Source organism: Streptosporangium sp. NPDC001681 (assembly GCF_040298085.1).
In the GTDB taxonomy this organism is placed as follows: domain Bacteria; phylum Actinomycetota; class Actinomycetes; order Streptosporangiales; family Streptosporangiaceae; genus Streptosporangium.
Map to the genome: position 1 here is coordinate 1 of NZ_JBEOZN010000131.1, position 16,615 is coordinate 16,615.

General features: G+C 68.7%; 15 protein-coding genes. 9 read left to right on the forward strand and 6 right to left on the reverse strand.

Annotated elements, in window-relative coordinates; translation table 11 throughout:
• Nucleotides 1-99 precede the first annotated feature (99 nt).
• Nucleotides 100-474 carry an FKBP-type peptidyl-prolyl cis-trans isomerase gene (locus tag ABT130_RS38635; protein ID WP_350925951.1) on the reverse strand — a complete coding sequence of 125 codons (375 nt, stop codon included), beginning with the start codon at nucleotides 472-474 and terminating at the stop codon, nucleotides 100-102.
• 611 nt (nucleotides 475-1,085) lie between these two features.
• Between ABT130_RS38635 and ABT130_RS38640 the strand changes: the two genes are divergently transcribed.
• The 5 genes from ABT130_RS38640 to ABT130_RS38660 all read left to right on the forward strand — a co-directional run bounded on the left by ABT130_RS38640 (nucleotide 1,086) and on the right by ABT130_RS38660 (nucleotide 6,735).
• A complete protein-coding gene (locus ABT130_RS38640) occupies nucleotides 1,086-2,393 on the forward strand; it encodes an ABC transporter substrate-binding protein (protein WP_350964183.1) in 1,308 nt (435 codons plus the stop codon).
• Nucleotides 2,394-2,495: 102 nt separating this feature from the next.
• On the forward strand, nucleotides 2,496-3,467 hold the full coding sequence (locus tag ABT130_RS38645) for a carbohydrate ABC transporter permease (protein ID WP_350925947.1): 972 nt from the start codon (nucleotides 2,496-2,498) through the stop codon (nucleotides 3,465-3,467).
• Nucleotides 3,464-4,315 carry a carbohydrate ABC transporter permease gene (locus tag ABT130_RS38650; RefSeq protein WP_350964185.1) on the forward strand — a complete coding sequence of 284 codons (852 nt, stop codon included), beginning with the start codon at nucleotides 3,464-3,466 and terminating at the stop codon, nucleotides 4,313-4,315. The genes ABT130_RS38645 and ABT130_RS38650 overlap by 4 nt, the downstream gene beginning before the upstream one ends.
• Entirely contained in the window at nucleotides 4,312-5,730 is a 1,419-nt protein-coding gene (locus ABT130_RS38655) for a GH1 family beta-glucosidase (RefSeq protein WP_350964188.1), read from the forward strand. The genes ABT130_RS38650 and ABT130_RS38655 overlap by 4 nt, the downstream gene beginning before the upstream one ends.
• A gap of 9 nt (nucleotides 5,731-5,739) precedes the next feature.
• Nucleotides 5,740-6,735 carry a LacI family DNA-binding transcriptional regulator gene (locus ABT130_RS38660; RefSeq protein ID WP_350964191.1) on the forward strand — a complete coding sequence of 332 codons (996 nt, stop codon included), beginning with the start codon at nucleotides 5,740-5,742 and terminating at the stop codon, nucleotides 6,733-6,735.
• Here the strand turns inward: ABT130_RS38660 and ABT130_RS38665 are convergent.
• Together ABT130_RS38665 and ABT130_RS38670 are read right to left on the reverse strand one after the other, a co-directional pair.
• The gene (locus tag ABT130_RS38665; RefSeq protein WP_350925939.1) at nucleotides 6,719-7,717 is read right to left on the reverse strand and encodes a LacI family DNA-binding transcriptional regulator; all 999 of its coding nucleotides are present in this window, start codon (nucleotides 7,715-7,717) and stop codon (nucleotides 6,719-6,721) included. The two genes, ABT130_RS38660 and ABT130_RS38665, sit on opposite strands and share 17 nt — an antisense overlap.
• Nucleotides 7,714-9,093, reverse strand: a complete 1,380-nt coding sequence (locus tag ABT130_RS38670) for a GH1 family beta-glucosidase (RefSeq protein WP_350964194.1) — start codon at nucleotides 9,091-9,093, stop codon at nucleotides 7,714-7,716. The genes ABT130_RS38665 and ABT130_RS38670 overlap by 4 nt, the downstream gene beginning before the upstream one ends.
• A 193-nt stretch (nucleotides 9,094-9,286) precedes the next feature.
• Here ABT130_RS38670 and ABT130_RS38675 point away from each other — a divergent pair, with 193 nt between their 5' ends.
• The 3 genes from ABT130_RS38675 to ABT130_RS38685 all read left to right on the forward strand — a co-directional run bounded on the left by ABT130_RS38675 (nucleotide 9,287) and on the right by ABT130_RS38685 (nucleotide 12,696).
• Nucleotides 9,287-10,642: an ABC transporter substrate-binding protein gene (locus ABT130_RS38675; RefSeq protein ID WP_350925935.1), complete on the forward strand. Its 1,356-nt coding sequence runs from the start codon at nucleotides 9,287-9,289 to the stop codon at nucleotides 10,640-10,642.
• A gap of 82 nt (nucleotides 10,643-10,724) precedes the next feature.
• Complete coding sequence (locus ABT130_RS38680) at nucleotides 10,725-11,699, forward strand: carbohydrate ABC transporter permease (protein ID WP_350925933.1); 975 nt, start codon at nucleotides 10,725-10,727, stop codon at nucleotides 11,697-11,699.
• A gap of 46 nt (nucleotides 11,700-11,745) precedes the next feature.
• Nucleotides 11,746-12,696, forward strand: coding sequence for a carbohydrate ABC transporter permease (locus ABT130_RS38685; protein WP_350964197.1), 951 nt, complete (start codon nucleotides 11,746-11,748; stop codon nucleotides 12,694-12,696).
• Between the two features lie 143 nt (nucleotides 12,697-12,839).
• On the opposite strand, the gene ABT130_RS38690 is transcribed toward ABT130_RS38685, so the two are convergent.
• The 3 genes from ABT130_RS38690 to ABT130_RS38700 form a co-directional block, all read right to left on the reverse strand.
• The gene (locus tag ABT130_RS38690) at nucleotides 12,840-13,124 is read right to left on the reverse strand and encodes a hypothetical protein (protein ID WP_350964200.1); all 285 of its coding nucleotides are present in this window, start codon (nucleotides 13,122-13,124) and stop codon (nucleotides 12,840-12,842) included.
• Nucleotides 13,125-13,483: 359 nt separating this feature from the next.
• A complete protein-coding gene (locus ABT130_RS38695) occupies nucleotides 13,484-14,287 on the reverse strand; it encodes a YflT domain-containing protein (protein WP_350964203.1) in 804 nt (267 codons plus the stop codon).
• 248 nt (nucleotides 14,288-14,535) lie between these two features.
• Complete coding sequence (locus tag ABT130_RS38700; protein WP_350964206.1) at nucleotides 14,536-15,975, reverse strand: GuaB1 family IMP dehydrogenase-related protein; 1,440 nt, start codon at nucleotides 15,973-15,975, stop codon at nucleotides 14,536-14,538.
• 134 nt (nucleotides 15,976-16,109) lie between these two features.
• Here ABT130_RS38700 and ABT130_RS38705 point away from each other — a divergent pair, with 134 nt between their 5' ends.
• Nucleotides 16,110-16,577 (forward strand): GyrI-like domain-containing protein, encoded by a 468-nt coding sequence (locus ABT130_RS38705; protein WP_350964209.1) that lies wholly within the window; start codon nucleotides 16,110-16,112, stop codon nucleotides 16,575-16,577.
• Nucleotides 16,578-16,615: the final 38 nt, after the last annotated feature.

Genomic DNA, 16,615 nt, shown 5'->3' on the forward strand with positions numbered 1-16,615 from the left:
GACTCCGGCGATCGAGAATCGCGGGCGGCGCGTCTGTGCGTGTCAGTGGTTCGGGTGACGGGGCGGCACGCCCACCGGTGCTGTCCCGTCTCCTGGGCGTCAGCTCACGCCGAGCAGGTCCACGACGAAGATGAGCGTCTCGCCGGGCTTGATACGGTTACCCGCACCGGCGTTGCCGTAGCCGAGGTGCGGCGGGATGGTGAGACGGCGACGGCCGCCGACCTTCATGCCCGCGACGCCCTGGTCCCAGCCCGCGATGACCCGGCCCCCGCCCAGCGGGAACTGGAAGGTGTCGCCGCGGTTCCACGACGCGTCGAACTCCTCGCCCGTCGAGAAGGCCACGCCGACGTAGTGCACGGTGACCTGGTGCCCCGGCTTGGCCTCCGGGCCGTCCCCTACGACGATGTCGACGATCTCCAGCTCCGAGGGCGGGGCGCCTTCCGGAAAGTCGATCTCCGGCTTCTCCAGTGCCACGTGGTTCTCCTTGGTTGGATACGCGCCGGTCGATTTCCGACCGGCCGGACGACTCTACGGGGTCCGGCGCCGCCACGAGAGCCACGGGGACGGGATGGCTCCCGCGTCGTCCTTCGGGAAAGGAGCGTGAAGCGGGTGGGGAGGCGAGGCGCACGGGATTCACCACCGGAGTAACGGCGCGCGTGGGCATGACGGGACGAGTCGTCGGGCCACCTGGTCCATCTGGTCCACAGTCGGCGGCATCCACGCCGCAGGTGGCCGGCGACGGGTGGAGCCCTGCTGAGAGTCACTGGGGAGCGCTCTCTGGTTGAGAGAGTGACCTGACTCGCGAGGAGTGTCAAGGGCGTGGAGCCGCATCGTGGAACACGATGGAAACGCGACCTTAATGTGACCTTTTATTGTGGGAGCGCTCCATCCACTGCTAAATCTAACTCTTAAACATGCTTGACCTGGGAAAACGTCCCGAAGTCTGGGAGAGCGCTCTCCAAGAAAAGCCGACTTCAGGGTGCAGGTCGGCGTTCGGGGGGCCGTTGACACGCAACCCTGTTGGTATCAATCTGCTCAGGGAGCGCTCTCTCCATGATCATTTATGAGGACCCTAGGAGGGTTCCATGCGTAAGTCACGCCACCGGTTCCTCGCCCCGATGGTCGCCGTCTCCGCCCTGGCCCTGGGCCTCACCGCCTGCGGCGGCGGCAACGGCGGCGGCGGTACCACCGCAGACGGTGGGGCGGCCTCCCAGCCGGCCGAGAAGATCAAGCTGACCGTCGGGCTGTTCAGCGACTTCCACTTCGCGCCGCTGTACGAGGAGTTCAAGAAGACCCACCCCAATGTGGAGATCGTGGAGCGCCGCGCGCAGTTCAACGACCACCACACCAACCTCATCACGCAGCTCACCACCGGGGCGGGCGCCGCGGACGTGGTCGCGGTCGAGGGCGGCTACATCGCCTCCTTCACGCCGGTGCCCGACAAGTTCTACAACCTCAAGGACTACGGCCTGGACTCGCGCCAGAGCGAGTACCTCGACTGGAAGTGGAAGCTGGGCGTCTCCAACGACGGCTCCTCGCTCATGGGACTGGGCACCGACGTCGGCGGCCTGGCCATGTGCTACCGCCCCGACCTGTTCAAGAAGGCCGGCCTGCCAACCGACCGTGACGAGGTGTCGGCGCTCTGGCCGACCTGGGACGGCTACATCGAGACCGGCAAGAAGTTCGTCGCGGCCAAGGTGGCGGGCGCCAAGTTCACCGACGGTCCCGGTGAGCACTTCCGCGCCATGGTCGAGCAGGCCCCCGTCGGTTTCTACGACGACCAGTACAACATCATCGCCGCCACCAACCCCGAGGTGCGCAAGGCGTTCGACACGGGCGTGAAGATGATCAACGACGGTCTCTCCGCCAACCTCGCCGCCTTCTCGCCGCCGTGGAACACCGGAATCGCCAAGGGCACCTTCGCCACCATGGTCTGCCCGGCCTGGAAGACCGGCACGATCAAGGACCAGAAGCCCGGCGAGGGCACCTGGGACATCGCCGCGGTGCCCGGCGGCGGCGGCAACCAGGGCGGCACCCACCTGATGCTGCCCAAGCAGGGCAAGCACCCCAAGGAGGCCGCGGAACTGATCAACCTGCTGACCAGCAAGGAGAGCCAGATCAAGCTCTTCAAGGAGGCCAGCGCGCTGCCCTCGCTGCCCGCCCTGTACGACGACCCGGCGGTGTCCGAGTACGTCAACCCGTACTTCGGCAACGCGCCGATCGGCAAGATCTTCACCGACGCCGCCAAGGCGCTCAAGCCACAGCCCGTCGGGCCCAAGGGCGGTGACATCCTGCAGGCGATCGGCAACGGCCTTCAGCGGGTCGACCAGGGCAAGCAGAACCCCGAGGAGGCCTGGAAGCAGGCGCTTGAGGACGTCAGCAGGATCAAGTAGCCGCCCCTTCGGCCGACTGGTCTCGCACCGGTCGGCCACCTGCTTGCCGCCCACCTGAGCCGCACGCCCGTCCTCCCCAACGAATCCTGGAAAGGAGCTGCCATGGCCACTCGGGCACCCGATCGCCTGGCGGCGGCCCCGGCGGGCAAGCCGACGGGGCCCCGCCACCGCCTGCGCCGCCACCTGGTCCACCAACTCGACGTCAAAGGCTCGCCGTACGCGTATGTGGCCCCGTTCTTCCTGCTGTTCTCCGCCTTCGGGCTGTTCCCCCTGGCCTACACCGCCTGGGTGAGCCTGCACGAGTGGACGCTGCTCCGGGACGAACAGCCCTTCGTCGGCCTGGAGAACTTCAGGACGCTGCTCGCCGACGACTACTTCTGGAACGCCACCTTCAACACCCTGTCCATCGGGGTGCTGTCCACGGTTCCGCAGTTGCTGCTGGCCATCTGGCTGGCCCACTTGCTCAACCGGCCGCTGCGGGCGCAGACCTTCTTCCGTGTCACGCTGCTGCTGCCCAACGTGACCAGCGTGGTCGCGGTGGTGGTCATCTTCAGCCAGCTCTTCGGCCGCGACTTCGGCATGATCAACTGGACGCTGTCGCTGTTCGGCGTCGAGGGTGTCGCCTGGAACGAGGGCGTGCTGAGCTCCCACGTCGCCATCTCCATCATGATCATGTGGCGGTGGACGGGCTACAACGCGCTGATCTTCCTGGCGGCCATGCAGGCCGTGCCGCGTGAGCTGTACGAGGCGGCCACCCTCGACGGCGCGAGCGACATGACCCAGCTCCGCAGGATCACCATCCCGATGATCAGGCCCACGATCGTCTTCGTCGTGATCACCTCGACGATCGGTGCCATGCAGATTCTCGCCGAGCCGCTGCTGTTCGGCTCCTACCTCATCACCGGAGGGGTGGACCGGCAGTACCAGACGCTCTCGCTGTTCATCTACGAGAACTTCACCAAGCTCGACTTCGGCTACGCCTCGGCCATCTCCTGGATGATGTTCGTCTTCATCGTCCTGGTCGCCGGCGTCAACTACCTGATCACCCGCCGCGCGAAGGGAGGGTTGACGTGAGCGCCCGTACCGCCGTCTCCGGAGCCCGGCGCTCCACGGCCGCCCGCAGGCTCACCTATCTCACACTGGCGGCGGTGGCGTTCTTCTCCATGCTGCCGCTCTACTACAGCATCGTGGTGGCCTCCCGCGACAACGCGGCCCTGGCCGACGTCCCACCGCCGCTGCTGCCCGGTGGCAACTTCTTCGCCAACGTCGCCCGCGTCTTCGACACCGTCCCCTTCGCCCTGGCGATGGTCAACTCCGTCCTGGTCTCCGGCTCCGTCGCGATCGCGGTGATGTTCTTCTCCACGCTGGCTGGGTTCGCCTTCGCCAAGCTGCGCTTCCGCGGCCGCAACGCCCTGCTCCTGCTCACCGTGGCGACCATGATGGTGCCGACCCAGCTCGGCATCATCCCGCTGTACATGCTGATGGTGAAGCTGGAGTGGACCGGCACCATGTACGCGCTGATCGTGCCCGCGCTCGTCAACGCGTTCGGCGTGTTCTTCATGACCCAGTACCTCTCCCGGGCGCTGCCGACCGAGCTGCTCGAGGCAGGCCGGGTCGACGGCTGCAGCACCTGGGGCCTGTTCTGGCACGTCGTGCTTCCGACCGCCCGCCCGGCGGCGGCGGTGCTGGGCATGCTCACCTTCATGTCGGTCTGGAACGACTACTTCTGGCCGCTGGTCGTGCTGACCCCGGAGGATCCGACGGTGCAGGTCGCCCTGTCCACGCTGGCCAGCGGATACGTCAACGACTACGTGCTCGGCCTGGCGGGCACCACGCTCGGCACCCTGCCGCTGATGCTGGTGTTCGCTCTTCTCGGTAAACAGATCATCGGAGGAATCATGCAGGGAGCGGTGAAGGGATGACCGTCGTCGGCACTCGGGGGGCCACCCTTACGGAAGGGCGTGCGGACTTCCCCACCGGTTTCGTCTGGGGCGCGGCCACCGCGTCCTACCAGATCGAGGGGGCCGTGCGCGAGGACGGCCGCGAGCCCTCGATCTGGGACACCTTCTCGCGTACCCCGGGCAAGGTCGCCGGGGGCGACACCGGCGACGTGGCGTGCGACCACTACTTCCGTCACGCCGACGACGTCTCGCTGATGAGCGAGCTGGGCCTGGCGGCGTACCGGTTCTCGGTGGCCTGGCCCAGGGTCCAGCCGCACGGGAGCGGCCCTGTCAACGCGCGGGGCCTCGACTTCTACAGCCGCCTGGTGGACCGGCTGCTGGAGGCGGGCATCACGCCGTACGCCACCCTCTATCACTGGGATCTTCCGCAGGCGCTGGAGGACGCGGGGGGCTGGCCCGAGCGCGACACCGCCTACCGGTTCGCCGAGTACGCGGCGGCCGTGTACGCGCGGCTGGGGGATCGCGTCCACAACTGGACGACCCTCAACGAGCCGTGGGTGGCGGCCTTCCTCGGCTACGGCAACGGGGTGCACGCGCCCGGCAGGACCGACCCCGCGGCGGCCTTCCGCGCGGCCCACCACATGCTGCTGGGACACGGGCTGGCGGCACGGGCGCTCCGCGAGGCGGGCGCGCGGGAGATCTCGCTGGTCCTCAACCTGTCGCCGGTGATCACCCCGGCCCAGGTGGCCGATCCGGGGGCCGCGCCCTCGGCGGCGGACGCGGAGGCGGTCGGCCGGATCGACACCCTGCTGACCAGGCAGTTCATCGACCCTGCGGTACGCGGGGAGTATCCCGCCGAGTTCCTCGACATCGTCGGGCGCAACGGTGGCGTCGACCACATCCGGGACGGCGACCTGGCGATCATCAACCAGCCGATCGACCTGCTGGGTATCAACTACTACAACCCATGCGTGGTGGAGTCGGGTCCCGGCCAGGCGGCCGACGCGGCGTGGCCGGGCAGCGAGGACATCAGGTTCTGCCCGGCGGACGGCGTGCCGGCCACCGCGATGGGCTGGCCGATCGTGCCGAACGGGCTCTCCCGCCTGCTGGTGCGGCTCTCCGACGACTACCCGGAGGTCGGCCTGATCATCACCGAGAACGGCGCGGCATTCGACGACGTCGTGGAGGACGGCCGCGTTCACGACGCGCGCAGGACCGACTATCTGGACGGCCACCTGCGCGCCGTGCACGCCGCGATCGCGGACGGGGCGGACGTGCGTGGTTACCTGGTCTGGTCGCTGCTGGATAATTTCGAATGGGCCGAGGGGTACCGGCGGAGATTCGGGATCGTACATGTCGACTTCGCCACCCAGCGGCGCCTGCTCAAGGACAGCGCGCTCTGGTACCGCGAGGTCATCGCGCGCAACGGACTGTAGGGGAACACGATGAAACGTCCCACCCTGGAGGCGGTCGCCGCCCGTGCCGGGGTCTCCCGGTCGACCGTCTCCCGGGTGGTGAACGGCCAGACCACGGTCACCGCCGACATCCGAGAACTGGTCATGCGCGCGGTGAACGAGCTCGGCTACGTCCCCAACGGGGCGGCGAGGAACCTGGCGACCCAGCGGACCAACTCGGTCGCGCTGGTCGTCTCGGAGTCGCCGAACCGGGTGTTCTCCGACGATCCGATGTTCTCCACGGTCATCCGCTCGGCCAGCCTGGAGCTGGAGGCCGTCAACAAGCAGGTCGTGCTGCTGCTGGCCGGGTCGCCGGAGAGCCATGCCCGGGTGGAGCACTACATAGCCGGCGGTCACGTCGACGGCGTCATGCTCGTGTCGAGCCACGGCGCCGACCCGCTGCCGGTCGCGCTCACCCGGCTGCGCGTCCCGGTCGTCTCCTACGGCAGGCCGGCCGTGCCGGTCGCGATGCCCTACGTCGACAACGACAACGTCGCCGGCGCCGCCACCGCCGTGCGGCACCTGCTGGAGCGGGGCAGGCGGCGCATCGCCACCATCGCGGGACCGTTGGACATGATCGGCGGCCAGGACCGGCTGGCCGGATACCGAGAGGTGCTCCGCGACTCCGACCGCCGCTCGATCATCGCGGTCGGCGACTTCACCCGGGAGTCCGGGGCGGTCGCGATGCGGCAGCTGCTCGCCGACGACCCGGAGCTCGACGCGGTCTTCGCCGCCAACGACCTGATGGCGATCGGCGCCATGCACGCGCTCCGCCAGGCGGGGCGGCAGATCCCCGGTGACGTCGCGATCGTCGGCTACGACGACATAGAGGCCGCCCGCTACACCGACCCGCCGCTCACGACCATCCACACCCCGCACGCCGAGCAGGCCGCGGCCATGGTCCGTCTCCTGCTCGGCCTCCTCGACGGGGGGCCCGCCGAAACCGTGATCGTCTCCACCGAACTGGTCGTCAGGGCGTCGTCGTAGATCCCCGGACGATCAGCTCGGTGGGGAGCATCACCTGTGCCTTCTCCTCCAGGTCGAGCACCATGCGGGCGAGCCTCCGCCCCATCTCGACGGTCGGCTGCCTGACCGTGGTCAGCGAGGGTTCGGTGTAGGACGCGGCGGGGATGTCGTCGAAGCCGACCACCGCGACGTCGCCGGGGACCTGCCGTCCCGCCTGGCGCAGGGCGGTAAGCGCGCCCAGTGCCATCAGGTCGTTGGCCACGAACACCGCGTCGAGCTCCGGGTCGTCGGCGAGCAGCTGCCGCATCGCCGACGTACCCGACTCGCGGGTGAAGTCGCCGACCGCGACGATGGAGCGGCGGTCGGAGTCGCGGAGCACGGCACGGTAGCCGTTGAGCCGGTCGATCCCGGCGATCATGTCCTGCGGTCCCGCGATGGTCGCGATCCGGCGGCGCCCCTGCTCCACCAGGTGCCGCACCGCACGCTCGGCGCCGCCGACGTTGTCCATGTCCACGTACGGCAGGCTGCTGGGCACGCTGGGCCTGCCGCTGCACACCACCGGCACGCCGCGCCTGGCGAGGATGCCGGGCAGCGGGTCGGTTCCGTGCATCGAGGCGATGATCACGCCGTCCACGTGGCCGTTGGTGGCGTAGCGCTCGACCCGCTGGTAACCGCCGGCCAGGCCGGTGAGCATCAGCACGAGCTGCTTGTCGGCCTCCTCGATCTCCATGCTGACCCCCCGGATGATCCCGGAGAAGGTGGGATCCTCGGAGAAGACCCGGGTCGCCGGTTCGGGGAAGACGAGAGCGATCGAGTCGGCCCGTTGGGTGACCAGGCTCCGCGCCGCCTGGTTGGGCACGTAGCCCAGCTCGTCCACGGCACGGTTGACCGCCTCGCGGATCTCCGGCGCCACGCGCGTGGAGCCGTTGACCACGCGTGAGGCGGTCGCCCGGGACACACCGGCCCGGGCGGCCACCTTCTCCAGGGTTGGACGGGCCCTCACAGTCCGTTCCGGCGTACTACCTTGCTGTACCACAGGGCACTGTCCTTGGGGGTACGGCGTTGGGTTCCGTAATCGACATGTACGACGCCAAAGCGTTTGCGGTAGCCTTCGGCCCACTCGAAGTTGTCCAGCAGGGACCAGACGAGGTAACCGCGTAGGTCCGCACCACCCTCGATGGCCGCGTGCGCCGCGCGCAGGTGCCCGTCGAGATAGGAGAGGCGGCCGACGTCGTGCACCTCGCCGTTCTCGACGACGTCGTCGTAGGCGGCGCCGTTCTCGGTGATGATCAGTGGGGTGCCCGGATAGTCGCGCGAGAGCCGCAGGAGCAGATCGGTCAGGCCGAACGGCTGGACCGGCCAGCCCATCGCGGTCTTCGGCGCGTCGGCGAGGCCGAAGGCGATGCCCTCGCTGCCCGGGTAGACGGGGTTGGCGGGCTCACCGGTGCGGGCGGCCACGGTCTGCGGGTGGTAGTAGTTCACGCCCAGCAGGTCGATCGGCTGGCTGATGGTCTCCAGATCCCCGTCCCGCACGAAGGACCAGTCGGTGAAACGGCGGGCCCGCTCCACGACGTCGGCGGGATACTCGCCGCGGAGCACCGGGTCCAGGAAGATCCGGTTCTGCAGGCCGTCGACGAGCTCGGTCGCCGCGACGTCGTCGCCGAGCACGGGGGCGAGGTTGAGCGTGATGCCGACCTTGGTGGCGCCCGAGGCACGCAGTGCCTGGACGGCCAGGCCGTGGCCGAGCAGCAGGTGGTGGGCGGCGGCGAAGCCCAGCGCGGGATCGGCGAGGCCGGGAGCGTGGATGCCCGAGGCGTAGCCGAGGAAGGCCGAGCACCAGGGCTCGTTCAGGGTGGTCCAGGTCTCGACCCGGTCACCCAGCCGGCCGTGCGCGATCGCGGCGTAGTCGGCGAAGTGCGCGGCGGTCTCCCTGCTGGTCCAGCCACCGAGATCCTCCAGGGTCTGCGGCAGGTCCCAGTGGTAGAGCGTCACGATCGGGGTGATGCCCGCGCCGAGGAGTTCGTCGACGAGGCGGTCGTAGAAGTCCAGACCGCGCGGGTTCACCGGGCCCGAGCCGTCGGGCTGCAGGCGGGGCCAGGAGATGGAGAAGCGGTAGGCCGCGAGGCCGAGGTCGCGCATGATGGCGACGTCCTCGGGATAGCGGTGGTAGTGGTCGCATGCGACGTCACCGGTGTGGCCCGAGTAGACCTTGCCAGGGGTCCGGGAGAAGGTGTCCCAGATCGAGGGCCCCCTGCCATCGTCCCGGGCGGCGCCCTCGATCTGGTAGGCCGCGGTCGCGGCACCCCAGACGAAGCCCTCGGGAAACCTCAGCACGCCGGAGTCCCGAAGGTCGTAGGACTTTTCGGCGGACATGGTCATGTCCTCACCGTCCCATTCTGTGTGGCTGTTCCGTGAGAGCGCTCTCACGAGCATCACGGTAGCGCACGGATCGTGTCAAGAAAAATGAGACTGTAACCGTAATATCACAGTTCTTGACATTGAGTGGTGTGCGGACAATTCTTCCAGAGAGCGCTCTCTCACTCCCCGGCAATGTACATATGGAGGAAGGTCCATGTCGCTCCTCTCTCGGCCCAATCGTGCCGTCCTGGTGGCGGGCACTATAGGGCTGGCGCTGGTCGCCACCGCATGCGGATCCACGGAGGCCAAGCCATCGGCGGGCGGCGGCAGCAGCACGTCCCCCGAATGCGCCGCCTTCAGCCAGTACGGTAAGCACGAGGGCAAGACCGTCAGCATCTACTCGCCGATCCGCGACACGGAGGCCGACCTCTTCGAGCAGGCGTGGAAGCCGTTCGCCCAGTGCACCGGCATCAAGATCACATACGAGGGCACCGGCGAGTTCGAGGCCCAGATCCAGGTCCGCGCGGACGGCGGCAACCCCCCCGACATCGCCTTCTTCCCCCAGCCGGGACTGCTGGAGCGCTTCGCCAAGGCCGGCAAGCTCAAGCCCGCCTCCGAAGAGGTCAAGAAGCTCACCGGCGAGGGCTGGTCTGCGGACTGGGCCAAGTACGCCACGGTCGACGGCACCTTCTACGGCGCCCCGCTGGGCGCCAGCGTGAAGTCCTTCGTGTGGTACTCGCCGAAGATGTTCACCGAGAAGGGCTGGGCCGTCCCCAAGACCTGGGACGAGCTCATGACGCTCAGCACCACGATCGCCGGCACCGGCATCAAGCCGTGGTGCGCGGGCATCGAGTCCGGTGACGCGACCGGCTGGCCGGCCACCGACTGGATCGAGGACATCCTGCTCCGGGAGATCGGCCCCGAGGGCTACGACGACTGGGTGGGCCACAAACTGCCGTTCAACGACCCCAAGGTCGTCGCGGCGGTGGACAAGGTCGGCGCGATCCTCAAGAACGACAAGTTCGTCAACGGCGGCTACGGCCCGGTCAAGTCGATCGCCAGCACCGCCTTCCAGGAGGGCGGCGTCCCGATCACCGAGGGCAAGTGCGCCCTGCACCGCCAGGCGTCCTTCTACGCCAACTTCTGGCCCGAGGGCACCAAGGTCGCCGAGGACGGCGACGTGTTCGCCTTCTACCTGCCGGGCAACGACCCGGCCAAGAAGCCGGTGCTCGGTGCGGGCGAGTTCGTGGCGGCCTTCGCCGACCGTCCCGAGGTCCAGACCGTCCAGGCCTACCTCGCCTCCGCGGAGTTCCCCGCCGCCCGGATGAAGCTGGGCACCTACGTCACCGCCCGCAAGGGCGTCGACCCGACCAATGCCCAGAACCCGATCGACAAGCTCTCCATGGAGATGCTGCAGGACCCGAGCACGATCTTCCGCTTCGACGGCTCGGACCTGATGCCGGCCGCGGTGGGCGCGGGCACGTTCTGGAAGGGCATGACCGACTGGATCAACGGCAAGGACACCAAGACGGTCCTCGACTACATCGAGGCCTCCTGGCCCAAGTCCTGACATAACTCGATAGGTCCGGTCCCGCGTGATGCGGGACCGGACCGTCGTTCCCCCCGGCCCGATCCTCCCGGGAGATCCTCCGATGGACTTCGACTTCGCCGCCGAACTGCCCAAACTCGTCCAACTGCTGATCGGCGTCGCCGCGTTCCTCGTGGTGGTCGCGGTGATACTGGTGCTGGTCGACCGCGTCCCGATGCGACGGCGCGCCTGGACCCACGCCGCCATCCTGCTGCTGCCCGCCATCCTGCTGCTCACCATCGGCCTGGTCATCCCGGCCGTGCGGACCACCCTGCTGTCGTTCATGAGCGGTGACGGCAAGCAGTGGGTGGGCATGGACAACTACGGCTGGATGTTCACCCAGCCGGAAGCGGTGACCGTACTGCGCAACACCCTGATCTGGGTGCTGCTCGTCCCGCTGCTGGTGACCTCGGTCGGCCTGGTCTACGCCGTCCTGGTGGACCGCACCCGCTTCGAGGCGCTCGCCAAGTCGCTGGTCTTCCTGCCGATGGCGATCTCCTTCGTCGGCGCGGGCATCATCTGGCGCTTCGTCTACGCCTACCGCTCCGAGGAGCAGGACCAGATCGGCCTGCTCAACCGGCTCGTGGTCGCCGTCGGCGGCGAGCCGCAACAGTGGCTCCAGGAACCCCCGCTCAACACGCTCTTCCTGATCGTGGTCATGGTCTGGATCCAGGCGGGCTTCGCCACGGTGGTGCTCTCCGCGGCCATCAAGGGCATCCCCGCCGAGATCGTCGAGGCCGCCAAGCTGGACGGTGCCACCCCGCTGCAGATGTTCTTCAGGGTGACGCTGCCCTCCATCCGCTCGGCCATCGTGGTCGTGGTGGTCACCCAGTCGATCGGCACGCTCAAGCTGTTCGACATCGTCCGCACCATGACCGGCGGTCAGTTCGACACCAGCGTCATCGCCAACGAGATGTACAACCAGGCCTTCCGGTACGGCGAGACGGGCAAGGGCGCGGCCCTCGCGGTCTTCCTGTTCGTACTGGTCACCCCAATCGTGATCTACCAGATCCGCCAGCGCAGGGAGGCCCTGAGGTGACCGGGCGAGCAGGCTGCGCGAGCACGCCCCGGACGAAGGAGGCCACGTGGCCACGTTGACCCAGACCGCGCTGCGGACCCGGGTGGAGAACGCGCCGCAACGCGTACGGCGGCGGCTGAGCGGCCGGGTCGCCAGTGCCGTCGCGATCGTCATCGCCGTCCTGTGGACCACCCCGACCTTCGGCCTGCTGCTCTCCTCGCTGCGCCCGGAGGACCAGATCAAGACCACCGGCTGGTGGACGTTCTTCTCCGATCCGCAGATCACGCTGGAGAACTACCAGCAGGTCCTGTTCGGCACCTCCTCGTCGTCCGGCCAGATGATGAGCTTCCTGATCAACTCGATCGTCATCACGATCCCGTCGGTGCTCTTTCCGCTGGCGCTGGCCACCTTCGCGGCGTACGCGCTGGCCTGGCTGCCGTTCCGCGGGCGCGAGTGGATCTATATCGGCGTCTTCGCGCTGCAGATCGTGCCGCTGCAGATGTCACTCGTGCCGCTGCTGTCGTTCTTCTCCGAGGGCGTGACCCTTTTCGGCCTCCAGCTGCTGCCGGCCTGGGACCTGGAGGGCCCGGCCCGCTTCGTCCAGGTCTGGTTCGCCCACACCTGCTTCGCCCTGCCACTGGGCGTCTTCCTGCTGCACAACTTCATGTCCGAGCTCCCCGGCGAGCTCATGGAGGCGGCCAGGGTGGACGGGGCCAGTCACGGGAAGGTGCTGCGCACGATCGTCCTCCCGCTGGTCGGACCCGCGCTGGCCACCTTCGCCATCTTCCAGTTCCTCTGGGTCTGGAACGACCTGCTGGTGGCCCTGATCTTCGCCGGCGGCACTCCGGACAGCGCCCCGATGACGGTGCGGCTGGCGCAGATGGCGGGCACCAAGGGCAACGAGTGGCAACGCCTGACCTCGGGCGCGTTCGTCTCGCTGATCATCCCGCTGATCGTCTTCCTGTCGATGCAGCGCTACTTCGTCCGTGGCCTGCTCGCCGGCAGCGTCAAGGGCTGACCGGCCCCGGGCTCTCCTCGATCCGGGTGTTCACACACGCGGTGAACACCCGGATAAAGAGAGCGAGATGCCCAGGCATTTCCGACAAATCTGGAAAATGCCCTATTCTGTCGCACGTTCTCTTCGGAGTTTCGTGTCCGGGGTCAGCGAACGGGCTTCCATCGCCACCTGATGTCCCCGCTGGCCTTTATGCACCTATATTTCTTGTTCGTCACCTTCGCGTATCCGTATTTGCCGTGCGCGGCCGCCGGGCAGAACGCGCCCGGTGTGATGCATCGCCAGACCTGACCGTCGCGCCGGTAGGCGCATCCGGCAGTCGAGGTCGCGACGGGCGCGGAAACCGTGGTGGCGGCGTGGACGGCACCGACCGCAGTCGGCGCGATCATGGCGCTGCCGACCAGGGCGGCGACGGCGAGCAAACGTCTCAACAAGCAGGGCTCCTGAAAAATGGGAATGTGCCGCTTGTGAGACGTCTTGGGCAAAGGACTGGTTGACCGGAAAATCAGGCTTTGTTGGAGTGCTTTCGCTGGGAATCCGGATCATTATGCTTAGCAAGTGGATTGCCGGTTTTGTCTGGCAGTTGAATCGCTCCCGTTGTGGTTCCGGTGTTCGAAACGGTCAGGGATCGGCCGTCGCCCACCTCACCGGAGGGAGGCGAGAAGCGGGAGCGGAGGGGGCAGGTTCGGATTCCCGGCGGACCTCCGGGGCGAAGAACGATGTGCCACGCGCCTTTTCTGCCGCCCCTGCGGCTCCGATACGCCCCTGGTGCGGGCGTACCGGGTGTGTTTCAGGAGCGGGGCTGTTCCGGAGCGGGCCGGTCCACGGTGCTCGGCGGCGTGGGGGCGGGGACGTCCGGGGCGGAGGTGACCGGCCTGGCCGGAGGCGGAGTCGAGATGGCCGGGCGCGCGGAGAGGTCGGGAGTGACCGGCTGCGGGGGGAGGTCGGAGGTGACCGGGCGACCGGAGAGACCGGGGGCGGTCGGCTGCGGGGGGAGATCCGTGGTGAGCGGCTGCGCGGGGGTGGAGTGGCCGGGGGCGGTGGTCTGCGCGGCGGCGGGGTCGTACATGCCGGCCGACGGCGGGACCTCCACGACGACGGTGTCGGCCGGACCGGGGAGCGACGACTCCAGGATGGCGCGGGCGTGGTCCAGGTGCGAGGCCGTGACCAGCACGTCGTAGCGGCCGGCGACGATCGCGCTGCGCGAGGCGAAGTCCCGCTTGCCGCCGGTGAAGACGTGGTTGATGAATCCGAACGCGGCGCCCATCACGGCGCCCCACAGGGCGGCCCAGAGCACGAGCACGATGAACGACAGCGTGGTCGAGGTGAACAGCCCGAGGAACATCCCGACCACGGCGCCGAAGGCCGCGCCGCTGCCCGCTCCGGTGAGGGCGGCCCGGCCATTGGTCACCCTGCCGGTGACGGTCTCCTCGAGTTTCAGGTCGCTGCCGACGATCGCCACGTTCTCGACGGGAAATCCCGCGTCGGAGAGCCCGTCCACGGTTCGCTGCGCCGCGAGGTAGTTGTCGTAGCCTGCCAGGACCCTCCGGTCCACCACGACCTGCGTGTCCAGGCCGGTGGGCGTCTCGTTCATGGGTACTCGCCTTTCGGGGGTGGGGGACGACTCGACGGTCGGACTACCCCGTGACCGGGGGAGGATGCCTGCCGGTATCGGCATCTTGTCGTGTGTGGCGACTCCGGGCGGGGCAGCGCGGTGCGAGCCCGGTGCCGGTCACCGGCGAGGGCGGACGGTGATGACCCACGGGGGACTGCGATTACCGCTACCGCTGGGGACGGGGGTGGGCGCCGCGGGGACGGCGGCGCCTCACCCCGGCGGGTGAGCTACCAGCTCTGGTGGAGCGGCATGCCCTCGGTGTAGCCGGACGCGCTCTGCACACCGATCACCGCGCGCTCGTGGAACTCCTCCAGTGTGGAGGCGCCCGCGTAGGTGCACGAGGAGCGCAGGCCGGCCACGATGGCGTCGATCTGGTCCTCGACGCTGGGCATGGCCGGGTCGAGATACATCCTGGAGGTGGAGATGCCCTCCTCGAACAGTGCCTTGCGGGCCCGCTCGAAGGGGGAGTCCTCGGCGGTGCGCAGCATCACCGCGCGGGCCGAGGCCATCCCGAAGTTCTCCTTGTACTTGCGCCCGTCGGGGGCGGTACGGGTGTCGCCGGGCGACTCGTAGGTACCGGCGAACCAGGAGCCGATCATCACGTTGGACGCCCCGGCGGCCAGGGCCAGGGCCACGTCGCGGGGGTGGCGGACGCCGCCGTCGGCCCACACGTGGCGGCCCAGCCTGCGGGCCTCGGCGGAGCACTCCAGCACGGCGGAGAACTGCGGGCGGCCCACGCCGGTCATCATCCGGGTGGTGCACATGGCCCCGGGGCCGACGCCGACCTTCAGGATGTCGGCTCCCGCGTCGACCAGGTCGCGCACGCCCTCGGCGGTGACGACGTTGCCCGCCGCGACGGGTACGCCGGGGTCGAGCGCGCGGACCGCCCGCAGGGCGCTGATCATCTTCTCCTGGTGGCCGTGGGCGGTGTCCACCACCAGGCAGTCCACCCCGGCGTCGAGGATCTCCTTGGCCCTGGCGGCCACGTCGCCGTTGACGCCGACGGCCGCGGCGACGCGGAGCCTGCCCGAGTCGTCGACCGCGGGCTGATACAGGGTGGCGCGCAGCGCGCCGGTCCTGGTCAGGATGCCGACCAGCCGGCCGTCGCCGTCCACGACCGGGGCGAGCCGGTGGCGGCCCTCGTGGAGGCGATCGAAGACCTCGCGCGGGTCGAGCCCGGCGGGCAGGGTGAGCAGGTTGTCGGACATCACCCGGGAGAGCTGCGTGTACATGTCCACGCCGGAACAGTCGCCCTCGGTGACCACGCCGACCGGGCGGTTCTCCCAGTCGACGACGATGATCGCGCCGTGGGCCCGTTTGGGCAGCAGGTTGAGCGCCTCGCCGACGGTGTCGTGCGGGGTGAGCGTCAGCGGTGTGTCGTGGACCAGGTCGCGCTTCTTGACCCAGTCGACGACGCCTGCGACCACGTCGATCGGGATGTCCTGCGGGATCACGGTGATGCCGCCTCGGCGCGCGACGGTCTCGGCCATCCGCTTTCCCGCCACGGCCGTCATGTTGGCGACCACGACGGGGATGGTGGTCCCGGTGCCGTCCCTGCTGGAGAGATCGACGGCGAGCCGTGAGCCGACGGAGGAGAGCGACGGGACCATGAACACGTCGCTGTAGGTCAGGTCGTAGGCCGGTACCGACTCATTGAGAAATTTCACGTTATTCCACCTTATCCCGCGAATTGCCAGAGGTGAGCGTTCCCCCTTTCCATGCTCTCCAAGAGGATCCAGCAGGTCGGAGCGGAGGCTAAGATCCGGTTTGCGTGAATAATCGGTGGCCAAGAGGAGGCGTTGTGATCCTGGTTGATCGGCCCGAGATGCTCGTAGTAGGTCATGCCGTACGAACGTCGAAGGCCGACGAGATGGAGCCGGGTCGGGGGAGGCTCCGCGCGCTGTGGGCGAGGGCGGGGGCCCCCGGAGCCTTCGCGCATGTGCCGGGACGGGTCGACGAGAACATCTACGCCGTGCTCACCGACTACGAGAGCGACCACAACGGCGCCTACACCCAGATCGTCGGGGTCGCCGTGCGCAGTGCCGCGGCGCTGCCCGAGGGCATGGTGGCGGTACGGGTGCCGGGGGTGCCCTCGCTGAAGCTGGAGGCCAGAGGGCCGATGCCGGACGCGCTGACCGAGGAGTGGCAGCGGCTGTGGAAGCACACCGAGTCGGGAGGAACCCCGCCGAGGGCCTTCACCACCGACGTGGAGGTGCACCACCCCGGGGGCGCGGACATCTACGCGGCGGTCCTGTCCCCGATGCGCTGAGCGGTTCGGCGCGGCTCATGTCGCGCCGGGCGAGCCGG

Bases quoted from the DNA above. Each gene is read 5' to 3' on its own strand.
- ABT130_RS38640 (WP_350964183.1), top strand. From the start codon at position 1,086: ATGCGTAAGTCACGCCACCGGTTCCTCGCCCCGATGGTCGCCGTCTCC.
- ABT130_RS38680 (WP_350925933.1), top strand. From the start codon at position 10,725: ATGGACTTCGACTTCGCCGCCGAACTGCCCAAACTCGTCCAACTGCTG.
- ABT130_RS38670 (WP_350964194.1), bottom strand. From the start codon at position 9,093: ATGACCATGTCCGCCGAAAAGTCCTACGACCTTCGGGACTCCGGCGTG.
- ABT130_RS38695 (WP_350964203.1), bottom strand. From the start codon at position 14,287: ATGAACGAGACGCCCACCGGCCTGGACACGCAGGTCGTGGTGGACCGG.
- ABT130_RS38645 (WP_350925947.1), top strand. From the start codon at position 2,496: ATGGCCACTCGGGCACCCGATCGCCTGGCGGCGGCCCCGGCGGGCAAG.
- ABT130_RS38675 (WP_350925935.1), top strand. From the start codon at position 9,287: ATGTCGCTCCTCTCTCGGCCCAATCGTGCCGTCCTGGTGGCGGGCACT.
- ABT130_RS38660 (WP_350964191.1), top strand. From the start codon at position 5,740: ATGAAACGTCCCACCCTGGAGGCGGTCGCCGCCCGTGCCGGGGTCTCC.
- ABT130_RS38655 (WP_350964188.1), top strand. From the start codon at position 4,312: ATGACCGTCGTCGGCACTCGGGGGGCCACCCTTACGGAAGGGCGTGCG.